The organism is Pelagimonas varians (assembly GCF_003208435.1).
Taxonomy (GTDB): Bacteria; Pseudomonadota; Alphaproteobacteria; order Rhodobacterales; family Rhodobacteraceae; genus Pelagimonas; species Pelagimonas varians.
In genome coordinates this window covers 108967-134757 of sequence record NZ_QKMF01000003.1, presented here as the reverse complement: position 1 = coordinate 134757, position 25791 = coordinate 108967, and the positions used below count along the sequence as shown (strand labels likewise).

The following is a 25791-nucleotide window of genomic DNA, read 5'->3' as shown; positions in this document are numbered from 1 at the left end:
ATGACCGATCATTGCTTAACCGTGACAATTAACCTGCAAAAACAGTCTTTAGCAGAAGTGCAGAAATCCGTCGAACTTAAGTATCTTGAGCTTGCTCTAACTGAAACAGATGGGAATAAAACGCACGCGGCAAACATAGCAGGCATTACCGTTTTAACGCTTCGTCGAAAATTGGAACGATACAACGTCAAAAAAGTTTATACGCTAGAATGAAGCGCGATATTGACCCCAACAAGCTTAGAGAGGCTCTAAGCGTTGCCGCGCAATTGGTCGCACGCGATGGCGAAATGTTTTTGCCGGTATTTGAGAGAATAGAGGCAGAAGTGGCGGCGCTAGATCGCCGCAGCACATCCCTAGAACGCGCCCGCGCGCTTGGCCGGTGCGCCGCAACAACCACTCACGGCATTCAAAATGCAATCAAGGACAATGCAGCACGCCGCCCCTCCAAAGCACCGCCATCGCCATAACTAGGGCGATGGTACTTGTGCCCTAAAATATCGGCACGCACCCGATCATCAACCTTTGCGGCCAACAATGCATTTTCGACATAGTGGCGCACAGAATAGGCCGAATGTGCAGGCGTCTCCTTTAGCCCGTTGGTTGTCATGAATTTATTGACACAAGCGGACCAAGATCCAGCCTTATTCCCATATTTTTGAATGCCGCCCCGCGCCACAATCCGCTTGGCGGCATTCAAAGAAACACCAAGCAACGGCACATCGCGCCGTGTATGCGCAACCTTTAATTCACGGCCATGCGGGGCAATGCGCAGAAATGGTATATCCACCTCAACTTGAAAATCCTCAACTGGTGCATCGGTAATTTCACTTGGGCGACACCCGGTATTTAGGGTGATCAAAAACACATCACGCGCCTCATCATTTAGCCGCGTCAGCGCATCAGGCGCTAATAGTTTACCCTGTATCCACTCTTTGCTAAATGCCGGGCGAGTTCGCTCATCCCTGCCCTCTAAGCGCAGCTTTAAAAACGGGTTGGGCATTTCAGCATTTTTCAGATCCGCCCAAGTGCCAAAAATTTCAGCCAAATGGCCAAAATCTTTATTGGCACTTTCGATTTTCATGCCGCCCTCAACCCGATCAGACCACCAGCGCCGAAACTTCAATGCATCGGGGCGGGTAATTTCATTAACAGGCTTTAGGTTTCGAACACCGCGTGAATTATTCGGCGATGTAACCGCAAGAAAGTTATTCACGGCCCTTTCGCGCGGCAAGCTCCAGCGGTGACGCTGAGCATCTGATTTTTTAATATGCCGCGTTTTAGTAAGATCAAAATACTCTTCTAAAACCTCAGGCAGCGTTGGCAATGCCTCAGGAACAGCACCCAAAACCGCCTTTGCATCTGATAGCGGTGATTTTAGCACGCCATCGCCGCTCAATGATAGAACGCGATGCATCAACCTATCAAAGTCACCATCAGTAAGGCCCGGCATTGGCGTGTACGAATACCCGCGAACCTCTGCCAGAGTGCGCGCCGCCTCGTAATGCGCTCTCGCGCTGGCATCATCACCAACCGCCAAAGCTTCCCACTCAGCCAACCGAGCGGCCTCAACTTGAGAACCTTTAGCCTTCGCCTCTTTTAAACTATCTGTGTGCAGCGCTTGACGCACTTGTCCAACTGGCTGGCCATCAACCCCGCACACCAACCCAAGGAAGCGCTTAGGAACGCGCTTAACCCAGTAGTACCGGCCACGGTCATTCACAACGCCCAACAAATCACCCCTTCAAACAATGCTCAGCGCACACCGTACATCACGAGGCAAACTTGCACACCAAGCTTCACGAATCTAGTGGGTTGGGGGAAATTGCCTTCAATAGAAGCTTGGATTGTTGCGAGTAATGTTGCGGGATTTTTCGCAACAAAAAAGCCGCCCTCACGGAGGGGTAAGCCTCCAAGCTCTTGAATTTAAACGGCAATCAAACAAAAACCCGACGCCTTGGCATCGGGTTTTTTGTAAAAATGGCTGGGGTGGTAGGATTCGAACCTACGGTGCACGCTACCAAAAAGCGTTGCCTTACCACTTGGCTACACCCCAACTGTAGGCGGTATTTACGGTGTGATTTCGGCGGGTGCAAGCCCCTCTTTTAAAAAAAATCACAAAATTATTCACCCGCAATGGCTGTGGTATTTTCAGCCGCAGATACGTCATCTTGATCCTCAAAGAAGCAATACTGCGCGCGGCCGGCATGTTTCGCGGCGTAGAGTGCGATGTCAGCTTGCTCCATCACTTTAGCAGGATCTTGTTCGCCCCCTTCACTGCAAAAGATTCCAATGCTAGCCGAGACATTGCATTCGCGATCCTCGAAAGGAATTGGATGTTCGATTCGTGATATGAGATGCCCAGCCAAGTCCGACAAGCGGTCCCGATTTACCAACGTGTTGTAAATTATCACAAACTCATCCCCACCAACCCGGGCAGTCGTGTCGTCCTTGCGCGAGGTATCCGCCATCGATCGCGATACAACCTTCAAGACATGATCACCCGCAGCATGGCCCATGGTGTCGTTAACCTGCTTAAAGAAATCCAAATCGATGTGCATGATGGAAAACGGTTGCCCACTGCGACAAAGCCGATCAAGAACTTGATCAACGGCGCGACGATTGTGCAAACCGGTAAGAGTATCGGTAAAGGCGCGTTTCTCTGCCGCGACCATCGCCCCTTGGAGGCGTGTATTCAGGTTGAGAGAAGCATCCATGGCAGCTGACTTGGCCTCAACGAGATAAAGCATTTCTACTGCAAGATCTGTCGGAGCGAAATCGGTGCTCGTCAGACCATAGTCGCGCACGGCGTCAATCACCGCGATACCAAAGGAAAGATTTATCACAGCCCCGCCGCGCCCGTCGCCTGACAAAACCCCTTTTAGCGGTGTTCTAATTCCGCTTCTCAATCGCAGATGCAGTTTGCGCCCTTGGGAATTGAGAAGGTCCGACATGCCCAACACAGACCGAGGGCGATAAATTTCAAACAATTCCAGAAACCGTTTCCCGTCGAGGTTGTCGCCACCGATTTTATGTAACGTTGGACCAGCTTGAACGATATGCCCGGTTCTGTCCAAAACAACGTGCATCGGGCAGAACCTATGCAACATCTCTATCGGGAACTCTATCATGAGGCTTCTCCCATTTGTTTGGATACTGCCAATTCAAAATCGCGGCCTTCGGCATAAGCGGTTTCGACTACAGTGATGTCGATCATTTGTACGCTGGCCGCTCCGTCGCCAGAATGATCCAGCAAGGCCAAAGCACCGTAATCATCAGCCATCGCGCGCAACAGCCCCGTCATGACGTGAACGAAACCGGGAAGGTGCCCTTCGATCTTCAGCTGAAACTGGTTGATGGTGTGGTCCCGCAGCTCGAGATCGGGCAGCCCCAAATCCGCCACAGCGAGGCGGGCACGATCAGGCAAGTCATCCAGGGAATGCAGAAATTCAATAAAATCCACCCCCCCGAACCGTAACAATCGCCTCAACCCTTCGCAGTTCGGGTGTGACACCAGATAGGTTCCGATATCTTCCAAGAAGACCTCGCTTGGTTTTTCAAGCACTTCACTGGCGGCAGCAACGACGTCCTTAAAAACTTGTTCGTCGTAGTTTAACATCGCCTCTAAATCAGGCGTCTCAAGGGAAGCATGGGCTGAAATATTCCGCCAAGCTTCTGGACCATAGGTATCCTGCACGAAGACCTGAAGCGTCTTCAAAATGAGGCCGTGCATAATGTCTCCGCCTTTTTGTCTTTGCAAAAAGATGGCACTTGCGTCCTTAATTTAGGGGTAACATCTTCAATTGTGCATAAATTAAGCGGCCGGTACATTTAGTTGCACGTTAACAAGGTTCAAAAATCGGTTGGGGCCCCTCCCTCTTCTTTGCGCCGTGCAACGAAAGCAGTTAGCTCTTCGTGAACGGCCGGATCCAGCGCCGGGGCTTCGAATTCATCCAAGATCCGTTTGTAGATTCCATGCGCACGCTCTGGTGTCCACATAGCGCCTGCCGCTTCCCACGCCTCAAAGTTTTTCCAATCTGACAAGAACGGTTGGTGAAAGGCGGTTTCATACCTGTCTTGGGTGTGTTGCACTCCAAAGAAATGACCGTTCGGGCCGACGTCACGGATGGTTTCAACCGCCAATGCCGCATCGGAAACATCACAGATCTCCGGCTCCATATAGCGCTGGATTTGCCCCAAAACTTCGCAATCCATGATGAATTTCTCAGGACTGGCAATCAACCCGCCCTCTAACCAACCCGCCGCGTGATACACCATGTCAGTGCCTGATTGGACCGCAGCCCAAAGGCTGTGTTCCGTTTCCCACATAGCCTGCCCGTCAGGCACATTGGACGCACACACCCCGCTCGAGCGCAAAGGCAACCCGTAATAGCGCGCCATCTGACCGGTCATCTGCGTCGCCCGCATATACTCAGGTGTCCCAAAAGCAGGAGCGCCGGTTTTCATATCCACATTTGATGTGAAAGTGCCAATCATGCAGGGCACGCCGGGGTTGATGACCTGCGCTAAAACCACCGCGGCCAGCGCTTCGGCCAAGGATTGAACAACTGCACCTGCCATTGTGACCGGTGCCATCGCCCCCGCCAAGGTAAAGGGGGTCACAACAAGCCCCTGCCCGCGTTGCGCCATGCGCATCCAACCGTCCAGCATCGGATGGTCATGCTTCAAAGGCGAGGTGGAATTGATGTTCGTATACATGCGCGGAGTGGCGTCGAATTCTTCGTGGCTGAGGCCGCCGGCAATCCGCACCATTTCCATCCCGTCTTCGACACGCTCTTTGCCGAGCGAATAGACATGCATGGTCTTGTCGCACAGCGTCAACTTGTCAAACATGGCATCCAGATGACGCACGCGGGGGTGAATATCGACCGGTTCAACGGGATAGCCACCACAAAAGTGGATACAGTTGAAATACTGGGTCAGCTTCAGAAGATTGCGGAAATGTTCACGGGTGCCGGGAACTTTGCGCCCGATCTCAAGGTCCCAATAGTTGGGCGGAGACGACACATTTCCAAACAGCAAATGACCAGCCCCAAGCGTCAATTGCCGCTCCGGATTGCGCGGGGTTACGGTAAACCGACTTGGCGCTTTGGCCACCATCTCGGTTACAAATTCCCGATCCATGCGCACGTTTTCACCGCGCACCGTGCAGCCAGCATTTTTCAGATAGGTGATGGCCTTCGGATTCAAGAACTCGATCCCGATTTCTTCGAGGATCTGCATGGTCGCGTTATGAACCCTTTCGACCCCTTCCGGGCTCAGCGGTTCGATCGGGCGGTCTTGGTTGACGGGCAAGCGCCAAGGTTGCTGCTCTACCGCTGTGATCCCACGCCGCGCCGTATTGGCGGCGCGTCCACCGCTGCGGCGACGACCTTTGGGTGAGGTGTCAGTGTCGGTCATGGGGGCCTCCTATCGGCTGCCTCCATGACACATGCGCAATCACCGGCTTTCCAGTCCGATTGCGACAGATATCGTCGCTTTTATCACTCAGCCGCCAAGAGCCAGCCCAACACCTCACCAATGTCAGACAGAACAACGTCCGCCCAAGGTTCAAGTTCAGCGGTCAAAGCCGGGCCGGTCAACACGCCAACCGTCTGCATTCCCGCCGCGCGACCAGCCTGTAAATCATGGGTGCTGTCACCAACCATGACCACTCGCTCTGGCGCAATTTTGGTTGCCACAGCAAAAGCTAAAAGTGGATCAGGGTCAGGTTTCGCCCCAAAGCCGCTGTCAAATCCGGCTATGAAATCGAACATGCCTTCAACACCTGCGGTCTGCAGATGCGCCCGGGCCGCAAATTCAGAATCGTTTGTCATCACCCCCAGCGCCAAATCCATGGCCGCAAGTTGCGCCAAGAACGGAACCAAGGGCACGGCTTCGCTCAGAGGTGCTTCTGCTGCGGCTTTCATCAGATACAGCTCGACCTCTTCCAATGACCGATCCGGCAATACGCGGGCCAGACATTCAGCCGCTTCAAGGTTGGTTCCAGCAATCACCGGACTGTCACTGTGAAAGCGTTTGCGGGTCAGGTCATAGCCTGCGGAGGCGGCCATGGCCTCTTGCAGGTGGTGATCACCGCCAGACAAATGCGCAATCACTTCGGCTGCCCAAACATCCCAAGTCGCCCCAAAGTTAAAAAGCGTTCCGTCTTTGTCAAAAAGCACTGCATCCGCGCGCAAACTCATGTCCAATTCACCTCTCCTCCTCCGGGCAATCCGGCACGGGCTTGCCCGACCAATGCGTAACCCATGCTTTGTGCATCGCAAAAGGCCATTACCCACGCGTCATCCATCATCAAAAAATCCAAGACCGACGCCTGAAAAATCGGGTCTTCCAAGCCTGCGCGAAAATCCGCTTCCGAGGCTCCGGTAGCCCCCATAAACACCGGAAATAGTTCATCATTTGCAGCCAACCACGCAACGGCCTGAAGGCCGACTGTTTCAGCTGCATCTCTAGAAAGTGACATTGCTACCCAATCCCGAAAGGGTTTCTTAACCAATATTCATCAAATCTGAGAGTCACAAGAAGTGCAAGCAGACGTGTGGCTGCGTCCAAGCGCGGGGATGAACAATATGACTGGCCGGATACTAGTGGTGGACGCCGTTCCGACGAACCGGATTATCCTTCGGGTTAAGCTTTCGGCGGCGTTTTATGAAGTCGTCCAAGCTGCCTCCGGGAAGGCCGCTTTGGCCATTATGAAAAAATCCATGCCGGATTTGGTTATCACTGCCTCTGACCTTCCCGACATGACTGGCCGCGCTCTCGTCTCTGCTTTGCGCGGTCAAGAAGCCGGTGTTCGGTTGCCGGTGGTCATGATGCACAATAATGACGATCCAGGTGAGCGGCTGGCCTCCCTTGCAGCTGGAGCCGATGACGTGCTGGCGCGGCCGATTGATGATTTGGTCATGCTCGCGCGGCTAAGGTCGCTGCTGCGGGCCCGCGATGCCGAGGCCGAGCTGCAGCTGAGAGACGATACCCGAAGGGCTCTTGGCCTGGCGGAACAAAGCGCAGAGTTTACGACACCGGCCTATGTTGTTGTGGTCCCGACGGGGCATCAGCCAGAGGCAGAAAAGCTGGTTTACGATCTTGGTGCAGAATTGCGCGACAGAATTGAACTGGTCGATCCCGAAGACGCATTGCGAGAACGCAAACCAACACCGGATGTCATCGTTATTGCCGAAGGTGAAGGTAGCCAAGGCGAAGGGTTGACCTTGCTGGCGCAAATGCGTGCCAGCACATCGACCCGCCATGCGGCGCTGATCTATGTCGCGCAGCCCAACCAAAGGCGCGAAGCGGCAAGCGCCTTGGATATGGGGGCAAATGACCTTTTGGCCGGTGGGCTCGACCTCCAAGAGTTGACGCTACGGTTGAAAAAACAGATCGAGCGCAAGCGCACCGCAGACCGGCTTCGTGCCAATATGCAAGACGGGCTGCGCGCTGCGGTTACGGATCAGCTAACCGGGTTGTATAACCGCCGGTATACCCTGCCGCATCTGAACAGGTTGGCGGATCGATCCACGCGGCAGCGCCGCCCTTATGCCCTATTGGTGGCAGACCTTGATCATTTCAAACAAGTCAATGACCGCTATGGCCACGCTGCAGGCGACGCTGTTTTGGTGGCACTTGCCCAGCGGCTCAAGGATAACTTGCGCGCCGCCGATCTGATTGCGCGTTGGGGCGGTGAGGAATTTTTGATCGCGATGCCGGACACAGGACGCCTTGCAGCCCAGCGTACAGCAGAACGTTTGTGCCAAATCATGTCAGAAAACCCAATCGTACTGCCCGGCGGGGAACATTTAACCGTTACGCTTAGTATTGGTGTCGCCACCTCAAGCAAACAAGATGAAACCGCTCCTCTAGACCTGATCGAACGTGCTGACAAAGCCCTTTATGAAGCTAAGGAAAAGGGCCGTAATACCGTTGTCATGGCCAAACCGAGCGCTCCGCCACAGACACAAAAGACCCCCGCTCGGCGCACGCCCCCCCGCGCCACACAGCAAGATCTGTTTGCTTGGCCTAGCTCGGGTATGATCTGATCTTATCAGGCCTTGTTGATTGGCCGCATACAGGCAGTCAAACCGGCAACCATTTGGGTGCCGGTTACTGGCGGTCCAAGCGTTAGTCCTTATGCCAACGCTTTTGCCGGGATGACATACGCTCAATCTCGACCTCAAGGCGGTCGGCATAGGCCTTACGCTCCTCAGGGCTCATCGCCGCAAGAAAGTTCGTCAAAATGTCTTGGCCCGTTTTTTGACGCCGGTCAGAATGGGCCTTTTGTTGCCCCACAACAGCGTTCAACTGCGCTGCATCAAACGGCTCCGCCCGCAACACATCGACGGCTTGCCGATAGCCTGCCACCAGATCCGGCTTGCCGCTGCCCGGCCGCGGAGCAAAAGAACTACGATAGGCGTCACGCAAGTTCCGGCGTTGCTTCTCATCAAAAGCACGGGTGTAGGGCATTACGGGATCGCGGTCGCGATGGTCTGCGCGTGACGGCGGTCCACCATTGGCGATCACCCCGACAACCAAACCGACAATCACCAGATTCAACGCCAGAGACGCAAACAAAACGATTCGCATTCTACGCCGCATCATCGGTGGTTTTGCTGTTTCAGACATGCGTCACCCTTCCAACATCGCTAGATCAAACCCGCTCAGTGGATCAACCTCATAGGCCTCCAGCCCAGCTGACTGAGACCAAATCTCGCTCAGGCTTTGCGGCGGCGCAACCCCGATCCAAATACCAGCAACGCATGCTGCTGCCAGTCCGGCAGCGCCCGGCACCCCGCCGATCGCCACAAGAACTTGCCGCCACAAAGGGATACTCACAGGTGCCTGTTGTGATTTCGCCGGCAGCGCAGCCAAAGCATCGGCTTCGATCCGCGCCATAAAATCACCTGAGGGCATCGGGGTATCGTCGCGAGCAGCCGAAAAAAAGGCATCAAGCCCCAGATCGCCCGTCAGGTCGGTCTTTCTTTCATCACTCATCGTCTTCATACCCCAATTCGGCTTTCCGCCCTGTAAGCAAGGCTTCTAGCGCCCGTTTGCCACGTGCAGTCAAGCTTTCGACTGCGCGCGGTCCTATGTCCATGATCTGCCCGATCTCAGGGTTTGTGAGCCCTTCGATGTGGCGTAAAATAACGGCCTGCCTTTGGCGGTCCGGCAGTGCATTCAATGCGTTTTGCAAAGCCTCGGCCCGCGATTTTTGCTGCATCTGATCCACCGCTGAGGGCGATTCATCTGCCAATTCCGGCACGTCATCAATGTTTGGCCCGCCGCGACGTTTGCGAATGCGGTCGATGCACAAATTGGCTGTCACCCGGTACAACCAAGTGGTTACTTTGGCTTCGCCAACCCGCCAGCCCGGTGCAATTCGCCACAGCTTGAGCAAGGCATCCTGAGCCACATCTTCGGCTTCGGCACGATCTCCAAGCATCCGCATCGCATGGGCAAAAACCCGTGGCCCCAAACGCCCGGTCAAAGCGCGCGCCGCCGCAGCATTCCCGCCCGCAAAAGCAAGCAGCAATTCCTCGTCGTCATGCTCATTCATGGCGTCATACGGCATTGGATCCATTCCCCAGCGCTACCCTTTCAGGGCAGGCGGTGCAATGCCCGGGCCGCCACATTTGCGCAGTAGCCCGGACACATATTACATAAGCCAGAGTGGCGTATTAGCCCTTGTCTTTGCCGCCACGACGGCCTTTGCCCATTTTAGACATTGCGTCTTGAACCTCTTCCAAAGTCAAAAAACCGTCCTCGTTAGCATCGGCGTGTTCAAACATACGCATGGCGCGATCACCACCATCACGGCCTTCGCCTCGGCCTTTGTTTTCGCCGTGACCTTTACCGTGGCCCTTGCCCCGGCCCATACCGTCGCCGCGACCTTTGCCTTTACCGGCTTCCATTTCCTCAAAGCTTAGCTTGCCGTCTTTGTCGGCATCCAGCTTTTCAAGCATTTTAGCAGTGCGGTCACCGCGCTTGGCTGTACGCTCTGCAGCGCGCTTCTCGGCAGCGGCCTTCAGCTCGTCAGCGGACAAAAAGCCGTCGCCGTCAGTGTCAGCAGCTTTGAAACGAGCTTGGCCCGCAGCTTGGATTTCCTCTTTGGTCAGCTGGCCGTCTTTGTTCACATCCAGATCTTCGAACATCTGCTCGATGTTCATACCGCGTGGCCCCATGCCTTTGCCTTTGCCATGCTGCATACCTGCCGCCGAAGCCAAGCTGGCCGCGCCAAGAGACAAAACCAAAACACTGCTCAGGATCATTGTTGTCTTTTTCATATCAGGTCTCCATTCCTGTTCGCTTCACTTCAGACCGCCGCTTCTCTTTGGGCGTCTATGCAGCTTCCACGCGCCAGCTCAGAACTCCCGTCGCTGAAAATGACTCTTTCTTGTTCACAGCGCCGTGAGCGCTTTTTTTTGCGACATCCGGACGCAAGGACATAATGCGACCTTCCCGCATCACCAGACTGCACCCATCCTGACACCGCGAGCGTTAGAGGCACTATGACACCACCTAGCCCAAACGCCCCACATTTGAACGGGGCGCGGGATACCAGAACTGCAATTCTGCGCGGTTTGCGCGGAAAATGCCCCAATTGCGGGGCCGGTCCGCTGCTGTCCGGTTTCTTACGGGTGCGCGACCATTGCCCAGTGTGCCGGGAAAAACTACGGCTGCACAACGTGGCCAACAGTCCGTCCTATGTGACCATATTGCTGGTCTTTTTGATTATGACGCCCCTGCTCAGTTTTGTCTTTGCCACCTTTGAACCGGATCCTTTGATCCTGTTTACGATTTTTGCAGTTGGCTGCGTTGGCTTGTCGCTCTACCTTCTGCCCAGAATGAAAGGCGCCATTGTTGCCTTCCAATGGGCGCGCCGCCTGCACGGGTTTGCGCGCCGCGATTGATTTGGGCGCAAGCACCGGGGAAAAGATGACAACACCAACTGTCGACAAGACCGCAATCCGCAATGCCGCAACTGTCATTGTCGTGCGCAACCGCACCACCCGTCCATCGGTACTTATGGGCCAACGCGGGGCAAGCGCGGCGTTTATGCCCAATAAATTTGTCTTTCCCGGCGGGGCTGTTGATGCCGATGATGCAAAGGTGCCCTTGGCACGTCCGCTAACGCCGCTGTGTTCTGCCCGGCTCTCCGAAAGCGCGCCGGCGGGGATGGCACGCGCTTTGGCCGCAGCTGCGGTGCGCGAACTTTGGGAAGAAACCGGACAGATATTAGGCGTTCCAGCCCCTTGGCCCGGTGATGTTCCCGAAGATTGGCTCAGTTTTGCAGGCACAGGGCACCGGCCTGCCGCAGACGGGTTGCAGTTTGTATTTCGCGCAATCACACCGCCGGGCAGACCTCGCAGGTTTGATGCGAGGTTCTTTTTGCTCGACGCCGAAGGATTGGCATCCGACCCCGATGATTTCGCCGCTGCAACGGATGAACTTTCGCACCTTCAATGGATTCCTCTCGACGAAGTGCGCCATTTTGATCTGCCGTTCATCACCGAAGTTGTGATGGCCGAAATCGCAGCGCGGGTACAAGACAATGCCCCCCCTGCCTCGGTTCCCTTTTTCCGCAACAACGACGAAGAAAGCCTGTTCTTACGCCTACGCGGCACGCCGATGAAAGACTGACTTTGATGCTGAATACTTTGACCGTGGGCCAATCAGGGCCCAATCCACCGTTGCTGATCGTGCACGGGCTGTATGGCTCTGGGCGCAACTGGGGGGTGATCGCCAAACGCCTGTCCGATGACCGGCTTGTTCTCACACCTGATATGCGCAATCACGGCGATAGCTTCAAATCGGACACTCATGACTACCATTCGCTTGCCAACGACCTCGCCGAAGTGATCGAAGCGCATGGCGGCCGGGCTGATGTGGTCGGGCATTCCATGGGCGGCAAGGCCGCAATGGTGCTCGCTTTGACACGACCAGAGCTGGTGAACCGGCTGATCATCGCCGATATCGCGCCGGTCAGCTATACGCACAGCCAAATCCAATTCATCGAAGCCATGCGCAAAGTCGACCTAAGCCGCGTGACCAAGCGGTCGGATGCGGTTGAACAATTGGCCAAGCATGTCGAAGACAAAACCCTTCAATCGTTTTTTACGCAATCCCTTGATATAAAATCACAATCTTGGAAACTCAATCTAGACGCCTTGGCCGAGCAAATGCCGTTGATCCTGGGGTTCCCGGTGGTAGCGGGCCAGTTTGACGGGGCAACTTTGTTCTTATCCGGCGCGCAATCAGACTATGTCCTGCCCGAGCATCGCAGCGATATTCGTGCGCGGTTTCCTAAGGCGCGGTTTGCCAAGATTCCGGGGGCAGGACATTGGCTGCACGCCGAAAAACCGCGTGAGTTTGAAGCATCGCTGCGGGCATTTTTACAGGTCGGTTCCGCCTAATTCGTAAACAGCCAATTTCAACTCTTTAAAACTGCGGCTGACTGTTCCGAAAACAGACACTGGCGCGCTTGATTGAATGGGTGTGGCAGGCAACATCGTTGTCATGCAAAAACCGCCCGCCGTATCACCTGTCCAAAAGACGCAATTCCCCCTCAAGCCAAGGCAGTTGGCGCAGAGCTGGATCAATGACCATTTCATTGACCAGCATTCCTGTGGTGCGGGCAACATCGCGCGGAACAGTATCGGCCCAATCCGATCCGGCAAACAACGAAATCGTACGCGAAAAGGGCTTGAAGGGCAGCGGGTGCGCTTCGATCTGATCATGCATCCGGCTGGCGCGCATATATCCAAGCGGTGTGGTCAGCGCCCATCCGACGCCCCGTGCCGCCAAAGTCATCAAGGACAGGTGGGCACCGATCTCGAACCGTTCGGAAAAGTCCAGTTTTTGCCGCGCCAAGTGGGCTTCGATCTGGGCTCCGATCCTCTGCGCCCGGTCGTACCGCAGCAAGGGTTCCACCTCTGTCAGGGCGGCAACCCCGCCCGCAGCATCCGCCGCACCCCTCTGACAAACAAGGATAAAAGGGTCTCGAACCAATGGGTATTCGATGATGCCCGGCGTGACACCCCCACTCGACGCTGCAATCGCAATATGCAGGTGTCGCGCTTCCATTTCCGACGAAATTTCGTGGCTGGGTGCAGTGGTCAGTTTAAACCTGCAGCGTGTCAGGCTTTCGGCCAACATGGTCACCAGTCGAGGGGTCAGATCATTGTCAAAATCATCAATGATCCCAAGGTTCAAAGTGCTCAGATGGGTCAGATCCATCACAGTGAGTTCACTTTGCGCCAGCCGCAGTTGCGCAAGAACGGTTTGCGTGCGGCTCAAAAACGTCCGTCCAGCAGGTGTCAGCTGCATCGGACGCCGCCCGTGATCCACCAAATCCGTGCCCAACGCCGTTTCAAGATTGCGCATTTGTTGGCTGACCGCCGGTTGGCTCAGTCCGGTGATCTGTGCCGCCCGCGCAACCGAACCCGTTCCGGCCAAGGCCTCGAACACTTCAAGCCCGCGCAATGTTACGCCTTTGATGACCATTGGCATCCCCTTTCGCCCCGCTTCACATTTACTATTTCTGAAACTAATCCCCAGCCGTCAAGGATTTCCTTCCCATGCCCCCAATCCATTTGAAAACCGCCCCCGGCCTAACCGCTTCGGAGTCTGCTGATGTCTCTGACACAGTTGCCGTCATGTTGGCCCGGTTGAAAACCGGACGCGAAGAGGCCGCCAATGACTACGCCCGCCGGTTGGACAACTGGTCTGGCGAAGTTGTTGTGACCGCTGAGCAGATCGCGGAAGCAACCTCGAAAACCTCGGATGAGTTGAAAGAAGCCTTGATCTATGCACACGACAACATCAAGAAATTCGCAGAGCTTCAGCGCGCATCCATTGCGGATGTCAGCATGGAAATCCGTCCCGGCCTGACCGCTGGCCAAAAGATGCTGCCAGTAAGCGCAGCAGGTTGCTACGTGCCGGGTGGACGCTATGCCCACATCGCTTCTGCATTGATGACCATCGCCACAGCCAAGGCAGCCGGTGTGCCGCATGTCACTGCCTGCGCCCCGCCGCGCGGCGACACCATTGATGCACCAACGCTTTACGCCATGAACCTTGCCGGAGCAGACACCATTTTGACCCTGGGTGGCGTGCAAGGGATCGCAGCCATGGCCTATGGCCTTTTCGGGGCACCTGCCTCTGATGTTTTGGCCGGTCCCGGAAACGCCTATGTTGCCGAGGCAAAACGCCAGCTGTTTGGTCCTTTGGGGATCGACATGTTTGCCGGACCAACGGACGTTTTGATCCTTGCGGACAAAAGCGCCGATCCCGCCCGCGTCGCCTTGGATCTGATCGGGCAGGCCGAACACGGGCCGACGTCTCCGTGCTGGTTGGTCACGGATAGTGACGCTTTCGCCCGCGAAGTACTGCGACTTATTCCCGAAACAATCGCCATGTTGCCTGAGGAAAACGCCCAAGCCGCGCAGGCGTCGTGGGCCGCTATGGGCGAAGTCATTGTCTGTGATAATCCCGAAGAAATGGTTGCTGAATCAGATCGCTTCGCGCCCGAACATCTACATGTTCAATGCGAAAACCTGCCATGGTGGCTTGAGAACCTCGGGGCCTATGGCTCGTTGTTTTTGGGTGTCAAAACGACCGTGGCCTTTGGGGACAAAGCCGCTGGACCCAACCATGTTTTGCCGACGTCTGGTGCCGCGCGCTATACCGGTGGCCTGTCCGTGCACAAGTTTATGAAAACAGTGACGTGGCAGGAAGTTACAGACGAAGCCCTGCCTGGCTTGGCCCATGCGACATCGGTGATTTCACGGGCCGAAGGCATGGTGGGACATGCACTGACGGCCGAGGTCCGGCTACACGATCTGACCACACCGCCAAAAAAGGTGGCTGGCTGACGCCTCCCGAAACTCTGAGTCGGGGCACATTTGATGCCCCAACTTACCCTATGCAAACCGCTTAATACCCTTTGCAAACCTGACCGGATTTGGCGGCAAAGGCCTTGTAGCGTTTCCAGAACGCCTCGTTTCGAGTGTTGTCTGATTGACGAATGACCTGGGCTTTGTGCGGATCCCGAAAGAACGACGCCGCCAGTTTTTGATCGCTGCCCGACAGCGACCCGTTGGCCACAGCTTGCACACAACCGCAAAGCCGCAGGTTGGCCGACTTACGATTGGCTTGCAGACAAGCCTTGGAAATTGGTCCCTTGGCAAGCGCCGCAGGTGCACCGCCACGATATCGTGACACGTTGTCTTTGTTGCCGCCGCCACAAGCCGCAAGCACCAAAGCCGCCACAACCAATAATGCTGTGTTCCTCATAAAAATCCTGTCTCTAACTGAAGCCGGCGCGGGTTTTCCCGTCTGGTCGGCAATCTGTCCTCGACCTTCATAATGAGGCATTTGCGCGCCACAATCAATTGTCGAAAAGACGACAAGACTGTCAGGATGTGCAAAAAAAGTCGCCCCCCGGTTTACCGGAGGGCGTAAATTCTTGCTCTATCTGGATTTAGACAAAGCGATTTACGTAGTTTTCAAGAATTTCCTGACGCCCCGAACGTGGCTCGGGGTTGATGCCTTCATCCAGAACGCGCTGGGTTATCGCCCCCAAATCGCTGCCAAGCATCGCCTTGGACGCATCTGTATCCCAACCGGAATACCGGGTGCCCAGCGCCTCTTCCAATCCACCGTCTTCGATCATCGCTGCCGCAGCTTTGAGACCGCGTGCGCAAATGTCCATTCCACCAACATGGGCCGCAACCAGATCGGTCGCCTCAATTGACTGACGTCGTACTTTGGCGTCAAAATTGGTGCCACCGGTGGTCAACCCACCCGATTTCAGGATGTGGTAATAGGCCAACGCAACTTCGGGTGTGTTGTTGGGGAACTGGTCAGTGTCCCACCCCGATTGATAGTCGTTGCGATTCATATCGATCGAACCCAACATCCCTTCGGCCGTTGCGGTCGCGATTTCATGTTCAAAGGAATGGCCTGCCAAAATTGCATGACCTTGTTCAAGGTTCAGCTTGACCTCTTTCTCAAGCCCATACTTGCGCAAGAACCCGATGCAGGTCGCGGCGTCATAGTCATACTGATGCTTGGACGGTTCTTGCGGCTTTGGCTCAACCAAAATCGCGCCTTTGAAGCCGATCTTGTGTTTGTAGTCCACCACCATGTTCAAGAACCGGCCCATGTGATCCAGTTCAGATTCCAGATCAGTGTTCAGGAGGGTTTCATAACCTTCGCGCCCGCCCCAAAGCACATAGTTCTGGCCGCCCAGTTTGTGCGTCGCATCCATGCAGGATTTCACCGTCGCCGCCGCGAAGGCAAATACATCAGGATCAGGGTTTGTTGATGCACCGCCCATATACCGACGGTGCGAGAACATGTTGGCCGTGCCCCAAAGCAGATCCGGCCCGCCCGCTTCCATCTTTTCGCCGATATAATCGGTGATCTCGTTTAGCGTGCTCAAGTTGCCCGCAAAGCTGCCCTGTTCGGGACGGATATCTGCGTCGTGCCAGCAAAAATAAGGGGCACCCAAGATGTCGAACATCTCGAACGCCACATCTGCCTTTAGTTTGGCACGTGCCATGTCGTCTTGTGGGTGCCAAGGGCGTTCAAACGTCTGACCGCCAAAGGGGTCGCCACCTTCCCATGCAAACGAATGCCACCACGCCACGGCAAAACGCAGGTGCTCTTCCATCCGTTTGCCCATGATGATCTCATCAGGGTTGTAGTGGTGAAAGGCCATTGGGTTGGTGCTATTTGCACCTTCGTATTTGATCTTGTCGATACCGTTAAAAAAACCAGTGCTCATGCCTGTTGTCCTTACAAATCTCGGGGGAAGCTCCGGCCTGCCGGAGCTTCTGTTCATGTTAAGCTGCGGCTTCACCGGGGTTCTTGCCCAGAATAATCATGCTGAGCAGGTCATCATCGGTTACGTCGGGAATATTCACGGTGCCCACCAGCTTGCCGTTTTTCATCACCGATGCGCGGTCACATAGCTGCAACACCGCATGCACGTCATGGTCGATCAGGAAAATGCCAATGCCGTCTGCCTTGAGCTGTTGGATAAGTTCGGCCACCATTTGCGTTTCTTGAGGGCCAAGCGCCGCAGTTGGTTCGTCCATGATCAAAATTCGGGCGTTGAAATAGACGGCGCGGGCAATCGCCACCGACTGGCGCTGACCACCAGACAGAGCCGACACAGGCGAGCTGAACTTTTGGAAGTTCGGGTTCAAACGGCCCATGATCTTGCGGGTTTCTGCCTCCATCGCGTCATCATCCAGCGTACCTGCTGGCGTCAGAAGTTCGCGCCCGAGGAACAGGTTGGCAGCCGCATCGAGATTGTCCGCCAGCGCAAGAGTCTGGTAGATCGTTTCAATGTTGTATTTGCGCGCATCCCGTGGGTTGTGGATTTCGACTTTTTCACCATTCACATAGATGTCGCCTGTGCCCTGATAGGCCCCTGACAGCATCTTGATCAGTGTCGATTTCCCCGCGCCGTTGTGGCCAAGAAGGCCCACAACTTCACCCGGGTGCAGATCAACCGAGACATCATCCACAGCGCGCACGCCGCCAAATGAGATGCTCATGTTTTTCATCTCGATAAGAGGGGTTTTCGTATCCATTGTCATTCCTCCCTTACAGGCCAGCCCGGCGGCGATAGACGATGTCTACCCACACGGCAAAGACCAGTACGATACCAACCACGATGCTTTGCAGCGGAGCATCAACCCCGACAGAAGCCATCCCAGATTGCAGTGATTGCATAATCAGCGCGCCGATAACCGCGCCATAAATGGTGCCAAATCCACCTGACAAAGCTGTGCCGCCGATTACCGCTGCCGCGATAACGCGCAGCTCGTCCAGCGTACCCAGACCAACATCTACTGCGTTCAACCGTGCCGAAGCGATGATTGACGCGATGCCCGTTAGCGCCCCCATCAGGGCGAAAATCTTGACCGTCAGCAGGCGTGTATTGATGCCCGACAGTTCAGCTGCTTCTGGATTGCCGCCTGTGGCGTAGACGTAGCGGCCAAAGCGGGTGCGCTGTGCCACGATGGTCATGCAGACAGTGACCGCCAGCAATATCACAACCGGAATAGCAACGCCATGATACCAGACCATGCCTTCGGTCAGCTCAATACCGTCTGCCGCGGCGATACGCTTCATCGCCCCTTTGGCAATCGGGTAGGAATTCATCACCCAGACGAAACAGATGATCAAACCACCGGCAAGGCCCATCAAGATACCTTCGGCCCAAACCGGTTTAACGGTAAAGCCGTGGCTGGATTTGCGGCGACGGCTCATCAACATAATGCCAACAGCGGCAACAGCGGCGATCACACCAAAGACCCAGCTTAGGGTTTCCCCCAATGTGCCTTCGGCACCGCCGCCCAGCAGGCGGAATGTCGCATCCAACGGGGCCTGTGTCTGGCCTTTCGTGACCCACCACATGGCACCGCGATACACAAGAAAACCGCCCAGTGTCACGATAAACGCAGGCACAGTCAGATAGCCGATAACCCAACCCTGAAAAGCCCCAAGTAGCGCCCCCATAGAAATGGCAAGCAATACACCGATGATCCAGATAAGCGGATGCCCAAGGCCCAAAACGTCAGGCAACACTTGCACTTGGATCGCGGCTACAACCATGCCGATGAACCCCAGCATAGAGCCCACAGACAGATCGATGTTCCGCGTCACAATTACAAACACCATCCCCGTTGCCATCACAGCAACAGATGCCGTCTGAACGGAGAGGTTAAACAGGTTGCGCGGCGTTAAGAACCGTCCACCTGTGATAAGGTCAAACACGATCCAGAGAACGACCAGCGCCCCGACCATGCCCAAAAGCCGGGCGTCTATTCCCAACTTAGAGAAGAAATTTTTCGCAGAGTTTTGCATATGAGCCACGTCCCTGATCGCAATAGGTGTGAAAAACGCACGGCACCCAGTGCAACCAAAGGCTACATCAGTTCAAGGCAACGCGGTTTTTGGGGGATTTGTCTTGGGGTATCCCCCCGGCGAAGCGCCGGAGGGACAAAAGCATTAAAGCTTATTTACAAACTTCGAGGGTCGAACCTGCGCAAAGTGCGTCTTTTTCGATCCAGCCTGCGTCAACAACGACGTTGAGGTTGTCAGCAGAAATCGGAACCGGTGCCAGGAACATAGAGTTCATGGTGGTGCCGCCTGGTGACGTCCATTCAACAGCGCCGTCAACCGACTTGCCACCAGCCAGTGCAACGGCGATTTCGCCTGCTGCTTTGCCAAGCTCACGTGCGTCTTTCCAAACCGAAACGGTCTGAGTGCCTGTGGCAACACGGTTCAAAGCAGCATGATCGCCGTCCTGACCGGAAACCGGCAGACCTTCGAGACCCTGAGCTGTCAGAGCTGCAACAACACCGCCTGCGGTGCCATCGTTCGAAGCCACAACCGCATCTACTTTGTTGTCTTGCGCGGTCAGGATCTGCTCCATGTTGCGCTGTGCGTTCGCAGGAACCCAACCATCAGTATATGCTTCGGCAACGATCGTGATGTCGCCTGCATCAACAGCGGCTTGCAGAACTTCTTGCTGACCACCGCGCAGGAAATCCGCGTTAGGATCGGTAGGCGACCCCTTGATCATAACGTAGTTGCCTTTGGGCATTGCAGCCAGAACGGCACGCGCCTGCATACGGCCAACTTCGACATTGTCGAATGTCAGGTAGAATGCGCGGCTGTCTTCGATCAGGCGGTCATAAGCAACGACGGGGATTTCCTCGTCCGCTGCGGCCTGAACGGCTGGGATAACGGCTGCGGTGTCTTGACCCAGAATGATCAGCGCGTCTGCACCTTGGGCGATCAGCGATTCAATGTCTGCCAGCTGCTTGCCCGAAGAAGACTGCGCGTCAGCAGAGATGTATGATGCGCCAGCCGCGTCCAAAGCTGCCTTGATAGCGGCTTCGTCGGTTTTCCAGCGCTCTTCTTGAAAGTTTGACCAGCTTACGCCAACGGTGAGACCCTCGGCCAATGCGCCGCCTGCCATTGCGATGGTCATGGCCAACGCTGAGATACCAGTGATGAGTTTCATGTTTCTCCTCCCTATCGAAACAATCGAGTAATTCTTTGAGCCAGCCCCGGCAGTGATACGAGGTTGGCTGTGGAATCGGGTATAACAATATTTTTCTGATAAAAAAATACTTTTTTTGACCTTAAAAATAATTAATCTGTTTGACACAGTGAGTCCGACCCGCTTGTTGACCGTGTCCAGGTCCCCAGCGGCGACGAGACCATTTAAGGGAGAGACGAGTTGGCGCAGACAGACAAGAATAACCACAATAGTGATCAACGCGAGGCTGGCCGACTACAGGTGTTGGATGCCATCAGGTCTGCAGGCACAATTGCGCGGATAGACATTGCAGGCCGCACCGGGTTCAGCCCCGCCACCGTGACGGTGATTACAGCGCAGCTGTTAGAGGCCGGATTGATCGAAGAGGTCACGCCAGAACCGAATGAAAAAGCGACCGGCATCCGGCGCGGTCGCCCACGTGTTTCTTTGCGGCTGCGCGGTCAGGCACACAGGGTGGCCGGACTCAAAGTGTCGCACAACAATATCTCGGTATTGATTTTGGATTTCGAGGGGACCGAGATTTTATCGCATGAGATGACACTGCCTGAAACCCGAATGGCCACGCCGCTTTTTTGCAGTGTCCTGATCGAAGCCGTGACACAGGCATGCGCAAAAGGTAGTTTTACTATCAATGACTTATCGGGTATTGGCGTGGCCCTTTCCGGTCTGGTCGATGCAAAGCGCCGTTTTGTCTATTGGTCATCTTCGTTGACAGATCGGAACGTAAATCTGGGGGCCGAATTGGACAGCTGCACCCCCTGCCCGGTCTTTTTGGACAATGACGCAAACCTCGTCGCCAAGGCCGAACATCTGTTTGGAGAAGGCCGCGATGTTGACGATTTTATCGTTGTCACGATCGAACATGGTGTTGGCATGGGCATCGTTCTTGACGGCGAAATCTATCGCGGCACACGGGGCTGCGGGGCCGAATTCGGGCACACCAAAGTGCAGCTTGAAGGCGCGCTTTGCCAATGCGGTCAACGGGGCTGCCTTGAGGCTTATGTCGGCAATTACGCTCTGCTGCGCGAGGCCAATATCATGGACCGTGACCGGCCCCTGCCGGACGTTCCGACCCTGTTCAATCGCGCCCAGAGCGGCGACATGATGGCACGCTCGATCTTTGATAGAGCTGGTCGCATGTTTGCTATGGGGTTGGCGAATCTGGTCAATATTTTTGATCCAAAACTTATAATTCTGGCCGGAGAACGGCTTTCCTTTGATTATCTGCACGCAGATACCGTGCTAGAGGAGATGCGCAGATCTGTTGTTCAGGTCGATGCCCCTCTACCCGAAGTGCGTGTGCACGCTTGGGGGGATCACATGTGGGCCAAGGGGGCCGCGGCCTATGCCATTGAACAAGTGTCGGCCCAGGCCGTCCGTGAGGCCTCAAGCGATGCTGCGTAACTCTTTGATATTCTGCCTTTTAGCCAACACTGCTCTGGCGGGCGATCCGAATTTTTCCGCGCGCACGCTGCCCGATCATGCCTATACCGGCGGCTGGGAACATTTTGTCGGGGGCGGTGTAGCCGCCTTTGATTGCAACGGCGACGCACGCCCAGAATTATATGCGGCTGGCGGGTCAAATCCGGCACGACTGATGCGAAATACGAATCAAACGCCGCTGGAGTTCACCGCAGACACCCCCGAAAATCTGGCTTTGACCGGCGTTATCGGGGCTTATCCGCTGGATATCGACAGCGACGGGATCACAGATCTTGCGATTCTGCGGGTTGGGGCAGACCAATTGATGCGCGGCACCGGAAATTGCAGCTTTGAACCCTTTGATTTGGGCTTTGACAGTGGCGATCATTGGAGCACCGGTTTTTCTGCGACATGGGAAGTTGGCCAAACCCTGCCAACTCTGGCAATCGGCACATATGTGGATCGCGCAGACCCCGACGGCCCGTTTCGTACCTGTGATGACACCTTGATGTATCGACCATCAGGCGAAAAATACGGCGCACCGATCCATCTGGAACCGGGGTTTTGCGCCCTTTCGATGCTCTTTACCGATTGGGCACGAACAGGTCGGGCCGATCTACGGGTGTCTAATGACCGCCATTACTATGTCAAAGGCGGGCAGGAACAGCTGTGGGCCATGGAAACAACACCGCGTTTATACACCCCGGAAGACGGTTGGAAACGCTACAGCATTTGGGGCATGGGCATCGCGTCCCGCGATCTGTCTGGCGACGGGTTTGCCGACGTGTTCCTGACCTCAATGGGCGATCAAAAGCTTCAAACCTTTGATGCGGACGCAGGTGGCCCCAGCTACGATGACGCAACCTACTCCCGCGGAACAACCGCTCACCGCCCTCACGTGGGACAAGACGGGCGCCCGTCAACCGGCTGGCACGCCGCGTTCGGGGATGTAAACAACGACGGGCTGGACGATATTTTTGTGGCCAAGGGCAATGTCGAACAAATGCCTGACGCCGCCATGCAAGACCCGAACACTTTGCTGGTTCAATCCCCCGATGGCACATTTGCCGAAAAGTCCGAGGGGGCCGGTGTTGCGTCAATGGCGCGCAGCCGCGGTGCAGCACTGATGGATTTGAATTTGGACGGGCGGCTCGATCTGGCTGTGGTCAACCGGCGCGCTCCGATGGAGCTCTATGAAAACACGGGCGCTGGCGGGAACTGGCTGTCCGTCGCGGTTTCACAATTGCGGATAAACACGGCGGCAATCGGGGCCCATATCGAAGTTTGCCCCGCCGGAGCCGACCGCTGCCATACACGCGAAATCACGGTTGGCGGCGGCCATGCCGGCGGTCAACTTGGTCCACAGCATTTCGGGATGGGCCCCGCCGAGACAGCCAAGGTCCGGGTGATTTGGCCTGATCAGTCAGTGTCTGACTGGGTCGAAAGCCCAGCCAACGCCCGACTGGCCATCCAGCGCTAACCCAAGGTGGACAGGGTCACCTGTCCACCGGCAAGCCGCTGGGAACACTGCTTGGCACGCCAAGGCCGACAGACCGCCAGTTTTCATCAGTCAAAGCGTCTAGAAACCTCAATAAGTCAGAAACTTGATCATCGCTAAGGTCAATAGGTTCCAGAACGTTCGCCGCCCCGATGCGGCCTGTTTCCGCTGTGTCATCAGTCGCCCGCCAGTCCTGAGCGGGTTCTAATTCATGCAAAACGGCCTGACTGCGGTCATAAGTTTCCAGCTCCGTTTTCGGGTCCAAATGGTGGCGCACCACCGCCTCTAACGTGGCGTAGGCTCCGCTATGCCCGTAAGGCGCGGTTTGCACCACATTGCGCAGGGACGGCGTACGAAACGCATAGGCATCTGCCGCCACGCCTGTCACCCGCATCCGGCCTTCATCGCGGGCATGGTTTTCAAAACGAGCCGCCTTGCCGGGGCCGATCTGCGGCATGGCAATGGCATGAAAACCGTGATCGGTTTGGAACAGCCCCGAATGGCAATCAGAGCATCCCGCCGCACCATAAAACAACGCGCGTCCCCGATCAGCCGCGGGTTCCAAGGCCAATCCATCACGGACAAAATAATCGAAGGCAGAGTTGTCAGCCCGCCATTCCACCGCGATGAAATCAGCAATCACATTGGCGACGTCGGTGAAATCAATCTGGTGGCCCTGCCCCAACACCGCATCGAACTGACGGCGGTACTCGGGGATTGCGGCCACGCGCTGCGCGATGCGATCCCAAGCCCCCCCTTCGCTGGACAAAAAGCCCAAGCGCACCGCCTGACTGACCTCATTTTCTGAATAGTGACCGGCCATTTCGTCGCCCGATAACACCGGAAACATCGCTTGCGCGGCCAAAACACTGTCAAACCCACCCAGCATTTCAGTTCCAAGCGGTGTTCGCATGCCTTCGGGTTGCGACGCGTCTGCCTCAAGCCGGCCATCGTGAAACATCACAGTGAATTCAGAGGCCCCAAGATTGAACAGTGCTGGAGCATTGCGCGGAATCCGCTGTTCGGGTGCGTTGGCGGCATCGACTTTTCGGTCAGGGCCCAGACCTGCCCCCCCCTCGCCAATCGACAATGACATCCCGTCAGACGTGCCAAAACGCGGATGATGACATGTGGCGCAGCTGGTGTTTTTGTTACCCGACAAGATTGGGTCATAAAACAGCTGCCACCCCAATTGCACCCGCGCAGTGCTGGGGGCCGCGAACTCGGGCTCTGGCCAGTCTTGTGGCCAACCGGCAGCCAAACCTGCCCCCGGCAAGGCCACAATCAGCCACCACAGCTTCATGCCAGCGCGTCCTTAATGGCGGGGTAGAGCGCACGATACCGTTGATAAGCCGCGTCATACGCGTCCGCCAGATCAGCACGCGGTGCCACTGTTTGGCCGATTTCAGGCTGTGTCATCACATCTTCAACTGCCGCGCCGCGGGCCACCATGGCCAAACGTGCTGCCCCCAAGGCAGCCCCGAATTCCCCGTCTTTAGGCAGGCTAAGCGGCAGCCCAAGAACCGTCGCCAACATTTCCACCCAAACCGGACTTTGCGTGCCGCCGCCAATGGCCAACACGTCTTGCAGCTCGGTTCCGGTGGCGCGCAGGGCTTCCAGACAATCACGCAGTGCAAAACTGACTCCTTCCATCACCGCCTGCACCAGTTCCGCATCGCCGGTTCCAACATCCAAGCCGATGAAAGCACCGCGAATGGCGCTGTCATTGTGCGGCGTGCGTTCGCCTGACAGATAGGGCAAGAACATCACACCGGATGGACCGTTCAAAGTGTCAACCAAACCCGCAAGCTCTGCCGGGCTGCGTTTCAGGCGCGCGGACAGCCAGTTCAGGCAATCGGTCGCTGCCAAAATGACCCCCATTTGATACCAGCGATCCGGCACGGCATGGCAGAACGTATGCACAGCCGTCGCAGGATCCGGAGCAAAGCTGTCTTTGGCCGCAAGCAAAACTCCGGATGTTCCGAGCGAGACAAACCCCTGTCCTTCTTTGAAACAGCCGACCCCGCAGGCAGCGACCGCATTGTCACCACCGCCGCCCGACACAGCGACATCTGTCACGCCCCAGCTGCTTGCCAATTCGGGCCGCACCATGCCGGATATTTCCGATCCTTCGACCAATCGGGGCATTTGATCTTTGCGCATATGCCCTTGGCTCAGCAGTGTTTCTGACCAATCGCGTGCGCCGACATCAAGCCAGCTGGTGCCCGCCGCATCCGACATGTCTCCGACATGTTCGCCCGTCAGCCAAAACCGCAGGTAGTCTTTGGGCAAGAGAACCTTGGAAACTTGGGCAAACACGTCGGGTTCATGGGTTTCGACCCAAAGTAATTTGGGGGCCGTGAAGCCCGGAAAGACGATGTTGCCGGAAATGTCACGCATTCCGGGCGCATGATCAAGATGGGCGGCTTCTTGGGCGCATCGGGTATCGTTCCACAAGATGCAAGGGCGCAAGACTTGGCCATCTTCGCCCAGCAAAACCGCCCCGTGCATATGTCCACTGATGCCGATTGCACTGAGCTTGGCAAAATCCGCCGGGTGATTGGCCTGAAGGTCAGAAAACGCGGCTTCGCAGGCGCGCACCCAATCCGCCGGATCTTGTTCACTCCAACCGGAATGGGGATGCGAGACATCATAATGCGCTTCGGCTGAAGCAACTGGCACACCATTTTCGTCCACCATCAGCGCGCGCAGCCCCGACGTGCCCAGATCGAGCCCAAGATACATATATTCCTCCCTCGGAAAGTCCCACGAC

Annotated in this window: 26 protein-coding genes and 1 tRNA gene; 8 read left to right on the top strand and 19 right to left on the bottom strand. The window is 55.9% G+C overall.

What is annotated here, in order from left to right:
- Complete coding sequence (locus tag C8N36_RS05005) at positions 1-213, top strand: helix-turn-helix domain-containing protein (protein WP_097804789.1); 213 nt, start codon at positions 1-3, stop codon at positions 211-213.
- Between the two features lie 193 nt (positions 214-406).
- On the opposite strand, the gene C8N36_RS05000 is transcribed toward C8N36_RS05005, so the two are convergent.
- From C8N36_RS05000 to C8N36_RS04970, 7 genes are all read right to left on the bottom strand, one after another.
- Complete coding sequence (locus C8N36_RS05000; protein WP_141468069.1) at positions 407-1729, bottom strand: site-specific integrase; 1323 nt, start codon at positions 1727-1729, stop codon at positions 407-409.
- A 249-nt stretch (positions 1730-1978) separates the two neighbouring features.
- Positions 1979-2053, bottom strand: a tRNA-Gln gene (locus C8N36_RS04995).
- A gap of 67 nt (positions 2054-2120) precedes the next feature.
- Positions 2121-3128 carry a GGDEF domain-containing protein gene (locus C8N36_RS04990; RefSeq protein WP_097804791.1) on the bottom strand — a complete coding sequence of 336 codons (1008 nt, stop codon included), beginning with the start codon at positions 3126-3128 and terminating at the stop codon, positions 2121-2123.
- Positions 3125-3730 (bottom strand): heme NO-binding domain-containing protein, encoded by a 606-nt coding sequence (locus C8N36_RS04985; RefSeq protein WP_097804792.1) that lies wholly within the window; start codon positions 3728-3730, stop codon positions 3125-3127. The genes C8N36_RS04990 and C8N36_RS04985 overlap by 4 nt, the downstream gene beginning before the upstream one ends.
- Positions 3731-3849: 119 nt before the next feature.
- Positions 3850-5418 (bottom strand): trimethylamine methyltransferase family protein, encoded by a 1569-nt coding sequence (locus tag C8N36_RS04980; protein ID WP_097804793.1) that lies wholly within the window; start codon positions 5416-5418, stop codon positions 3850-3852.
- An 83-nt stretch (positions 5419-5501) separates the two neighbouring features.
- Positions 5502-6203, bottom strand: coding sequence for an HAD family hydrolase (locus C8N36_RS04975; RefSeq protein ID WP_097804794.1), 702 nt, complete (start codon positions 6201-6203; stop codon positions 5502-5504).
- Positions 6200-6484 carry a DUF3572 domain-containing protein gene (locus tag C8N36_RS04970; protein WP_097804795.1) on the bottom strand — a complete coding sequence of 95 codons (285 nt, stop codon included), beginning with the start codon at positions 6482-6484 and terminating at the stop codon, positions 6200-6202. Before C8N36_RS04970 ends, C8N36_RS04975 begins: the two co-directional genes overlap by 4 nt.
- A gap of 97 nt (positions 6485-6581) precedes the next feature.
- Between C8N36_RS04970 and C8N36_RS04965 the strand changes: the two genes are divergently transcribed.
- Positions 6582-8054, top strand: coding sequence for a diguanylate cyclase (locus C8N36_RS04965; protein ID WP_245910726.1), 1473 nt, complete (start codon positions 6582-6584; stop codon positions 8052-8054).
- Positions 8055-8136: 82 nt separating this feature from the next.
- Here the strand turns inward: C8N36_RS04965 and C8N36_RS04960 are convergent, their stop codons facing one another.
- The 4 genes from C8N36_RS04960 to C8N36_RS04945 form a co-directional block, all read right to left on the bottom strand.
- On the bottom strand, positions 8137-8637 hold the full coding sequence (locus C8N36_RS04960) for a periplasmic heavy metal sensor (RefSeq protein ID WP_097804796.1): 501 nt from the start codon (positions 8635-8637) through the stop codon (positions 8137-8139).
- A 3-nt stretch (positions 8638-8640) separates the two neighbouring features.
- Positions 8641-9006 (bottom strand): hypothetical protein, encoded by a 366-nt coding sequence (locus C8N36_RS04955; RefSeq protein ID WP_097804797.1) that lies wholly within the window; start codon positions 9004-9006, stop codon positions 8641-8643.
- A complete protein-coding gene (locus C8N36_RS04950) occupies positions 8999-9583 on the bottom strand; it encodes an RNA polymerase sigma factor (protein ID WP_097804910.1) in 585 nt (194 codons plus the stop codon). Before C8N36_RS04950 ends, C8N36_RS04955 begins: the two co-directional genes overlap by 8 nt.
- Positions 9584-9689: 106 nt before the next feature.
- Positions 9690-10295, bottom strand: coding sequence for an EF-hand domain-containing protein (locus tag C8N36_RS04945; RefSeq protein WP_097804798.1), 606 nt, complete (start codon positions 10293-10295; stop codon positions 9690-9692).
- A gap of 225 nt (positions 10296-10520) precedes the next feature.
- Between C8N36_RS04945 and C8N36_RS04940 the strand changes: the two genes are divergently transcribed.
- Genes C8N36_RS04940 through C8N36_RS04930 form a run of 3 tightly spaced genes read left to right on the top strand, consistent with a single transcriptional unit; the run spans position 10521 to position 12425 of the window.
- Positions 10521-10922, top strand: a complete 402-nt coding sequence (locus C8N36_RS04940; RefSeq protein WP_097804799.1) for a DUF983 domain-containing protein — start codon at positions 10521-10523, stop codon at positions 10920-10922.
- 25 nt (positions 10923-10947) lie between these two features.
- Positions 10948-11652 carry an NUDIX hydrolase gene (locus C8N36_RS04935; RefSeq protein WP_097804911.1) on the top strand — a complete coding sequence of 235 codons (705 nt, stop codon included), beginning with the start codon at positions 10948-10950 and terminating at the stop codon, positions 11650-11652.
- Between the two features lie 5 nt (positions 11653-11657).
- A complete protein-coding gene (locus C8N36_RS04930; protein ID WP_097804800.1) occupies positions 11658-12425 on the top strand; it encodes an alpha/beta fold hydrolase in 768 nt (255 codons plus the stop codon).
- Between the two features lie 124 nt (positions 12426-12549).
- On the opposite strand, the gene C8N36_RS04925 is transcribed toward C8N36_RS04930, so the two are convergent.
- Complete coding sequence (locus C8N36_RS04925) at positions 12550-13515, bottom strand: LysR family transcriptional regulator (protein WP_097804912.1); 966 nt, start codon at positions 13513-13515, stop codon at positions 12550-12552.
- Positions 13516-13589: 74 nt separating this feature from the next.
- Here C8N36_RS04925 and hisD point away from each other — a divergent pair, with 74 nt between their 5' ends.
- Complete coding sequence (hisD, locus tag C8N36_RS04920; RefSeq protein WP_097804801.1) at positions 13590-14885, top strand: histidinol dehydrogenase; 1296 nt, start codon at positions 13590-13592, stop codon at positions 14883-14885.
- 61 nt (positions 14886-14946) lie between these two features.
- On the opposite strand, the gene C8N36_RS04915 is transcribed toward hisD, so the two are convergent.
- From C8N36_RS04915 to xylF, 5 genes are all read right to left on the bottom strand, one after another.
- On the bottom strand, positions 14947-15306 hold the full coding sequence (locus tag C8N36_RS04915) for an arginine transporter (protein WP_097804802.1): 360 nt from the start codon (positions 15304-15306) through the stop codon (positions 14947-14949).
- 187 nt (positions 15307-15493) lie between these two features.
- A complete protein-coding gene (gene xylA, locus C8N36_RS04910) occupies positions 15494-16801 on the bottom strand; it encodes a xylose isomerase (protein WP_097804803.1) in 1308 nt (435 codons plus the stop codon).
- 58 nt (positions 16802-16859) lie between these two features.
- Positions 16860-17621, bottom strand: coding sequence for an ATP-binding cassette domain-containing protein (locus C8N36_RS04905; RefSeq protein ID WP_097804804.1), 762 nt, complete (start codon positions 17619-17621; stop codon positions 16860-16862).
- A 7-nt stretch (positions 17622-17628) separates the two neighbouring features.
- The gene (locus C8N36_RS04900) at positions 17629-18894 is read right to left on the bottom strand and encodes a sugar ABC transporter permease (RefSeq protein ID WP_097804805.1); all 1266 of its coding nucleotides are present in this window, start codon (positions 18892-18894) and stop codon (positions 17629-17631) included.
- A gap of 151 nt (positions 18895-19045) precedes the next feature.
- Positions 19046-20059 carry a D-xylose ABC transporter substrate-binding protein gene (gene xylF / locus C8N36_RS04895; RefSeq protein WP_097804806.1) on the bottom strand — a complete coding sequence of 338 codons (1014 nt, stop codon included), beginning with the start codon at positions 20057-20059 and terminating at the stop codon, positions 19046-19048.
- A gap of 219 nt (positions 20060-20278) precedes the next feature.
- Between xylF and C8N36_RS04890 the strand changes: the two genes are divergently transcribed.
- Positions 20279-21502: an ROK family transcriptional regulator gene (locus tag C8N36_RS04890; RefSeq protein ID WP_097804807.1), complete on the top strand. Its 1224-nt coding sequence runs from the start codon at positions 20279-20281 to the stop codon at positions 21500-21502.
- On the top strand, positions 21492-23000 hold the full coding sequence (locus C8N36_RS04885) for a CRTAC1 family protein (protein WP_097804808.1): 1509 nt from the start codon (positions 21492-21494) through the stop codon (positions 22998-23000). The genes C8N36_RS04890 and C8N36_RS04885 overlap by 11 nt, the downstream gene beginning before the upstream one ends.
- Positions 23001-23016: 16 nt before the next feature.
- Here C8N36_RS04885 and C8N36_RS04880 read toward each other — a convergent pair whose 3' ends face one another.
- Together C8N36_RS04880 and xylB are read right to left on the bottom strand one after the other, a co-directional pair.
- Positions 23017-24321, bottom strand: a complete 1305-nt coding sequence (locus tag C8N36_RS04880) for a cytochrome-c peroxidase (protein ID WP_097804809.1) — start codon at positions 24319-24321, stop codon at positions 23017-23019.
- Entirely contained in the window at positions 24318-25763 is a 1446-nt protein-coding gene (gene xylB / locus C8N36_RS04875; protein ID WP_097804810.1) for a xylulokinase, read from the bottom strand. The genes C8N36_RS04880 and xylB overlap by 4 nt, the downstream gene beginning before the upstream one ends.
- Between the last annotated feature and the right edge of the window lie 28 nt (positions 25764-25791).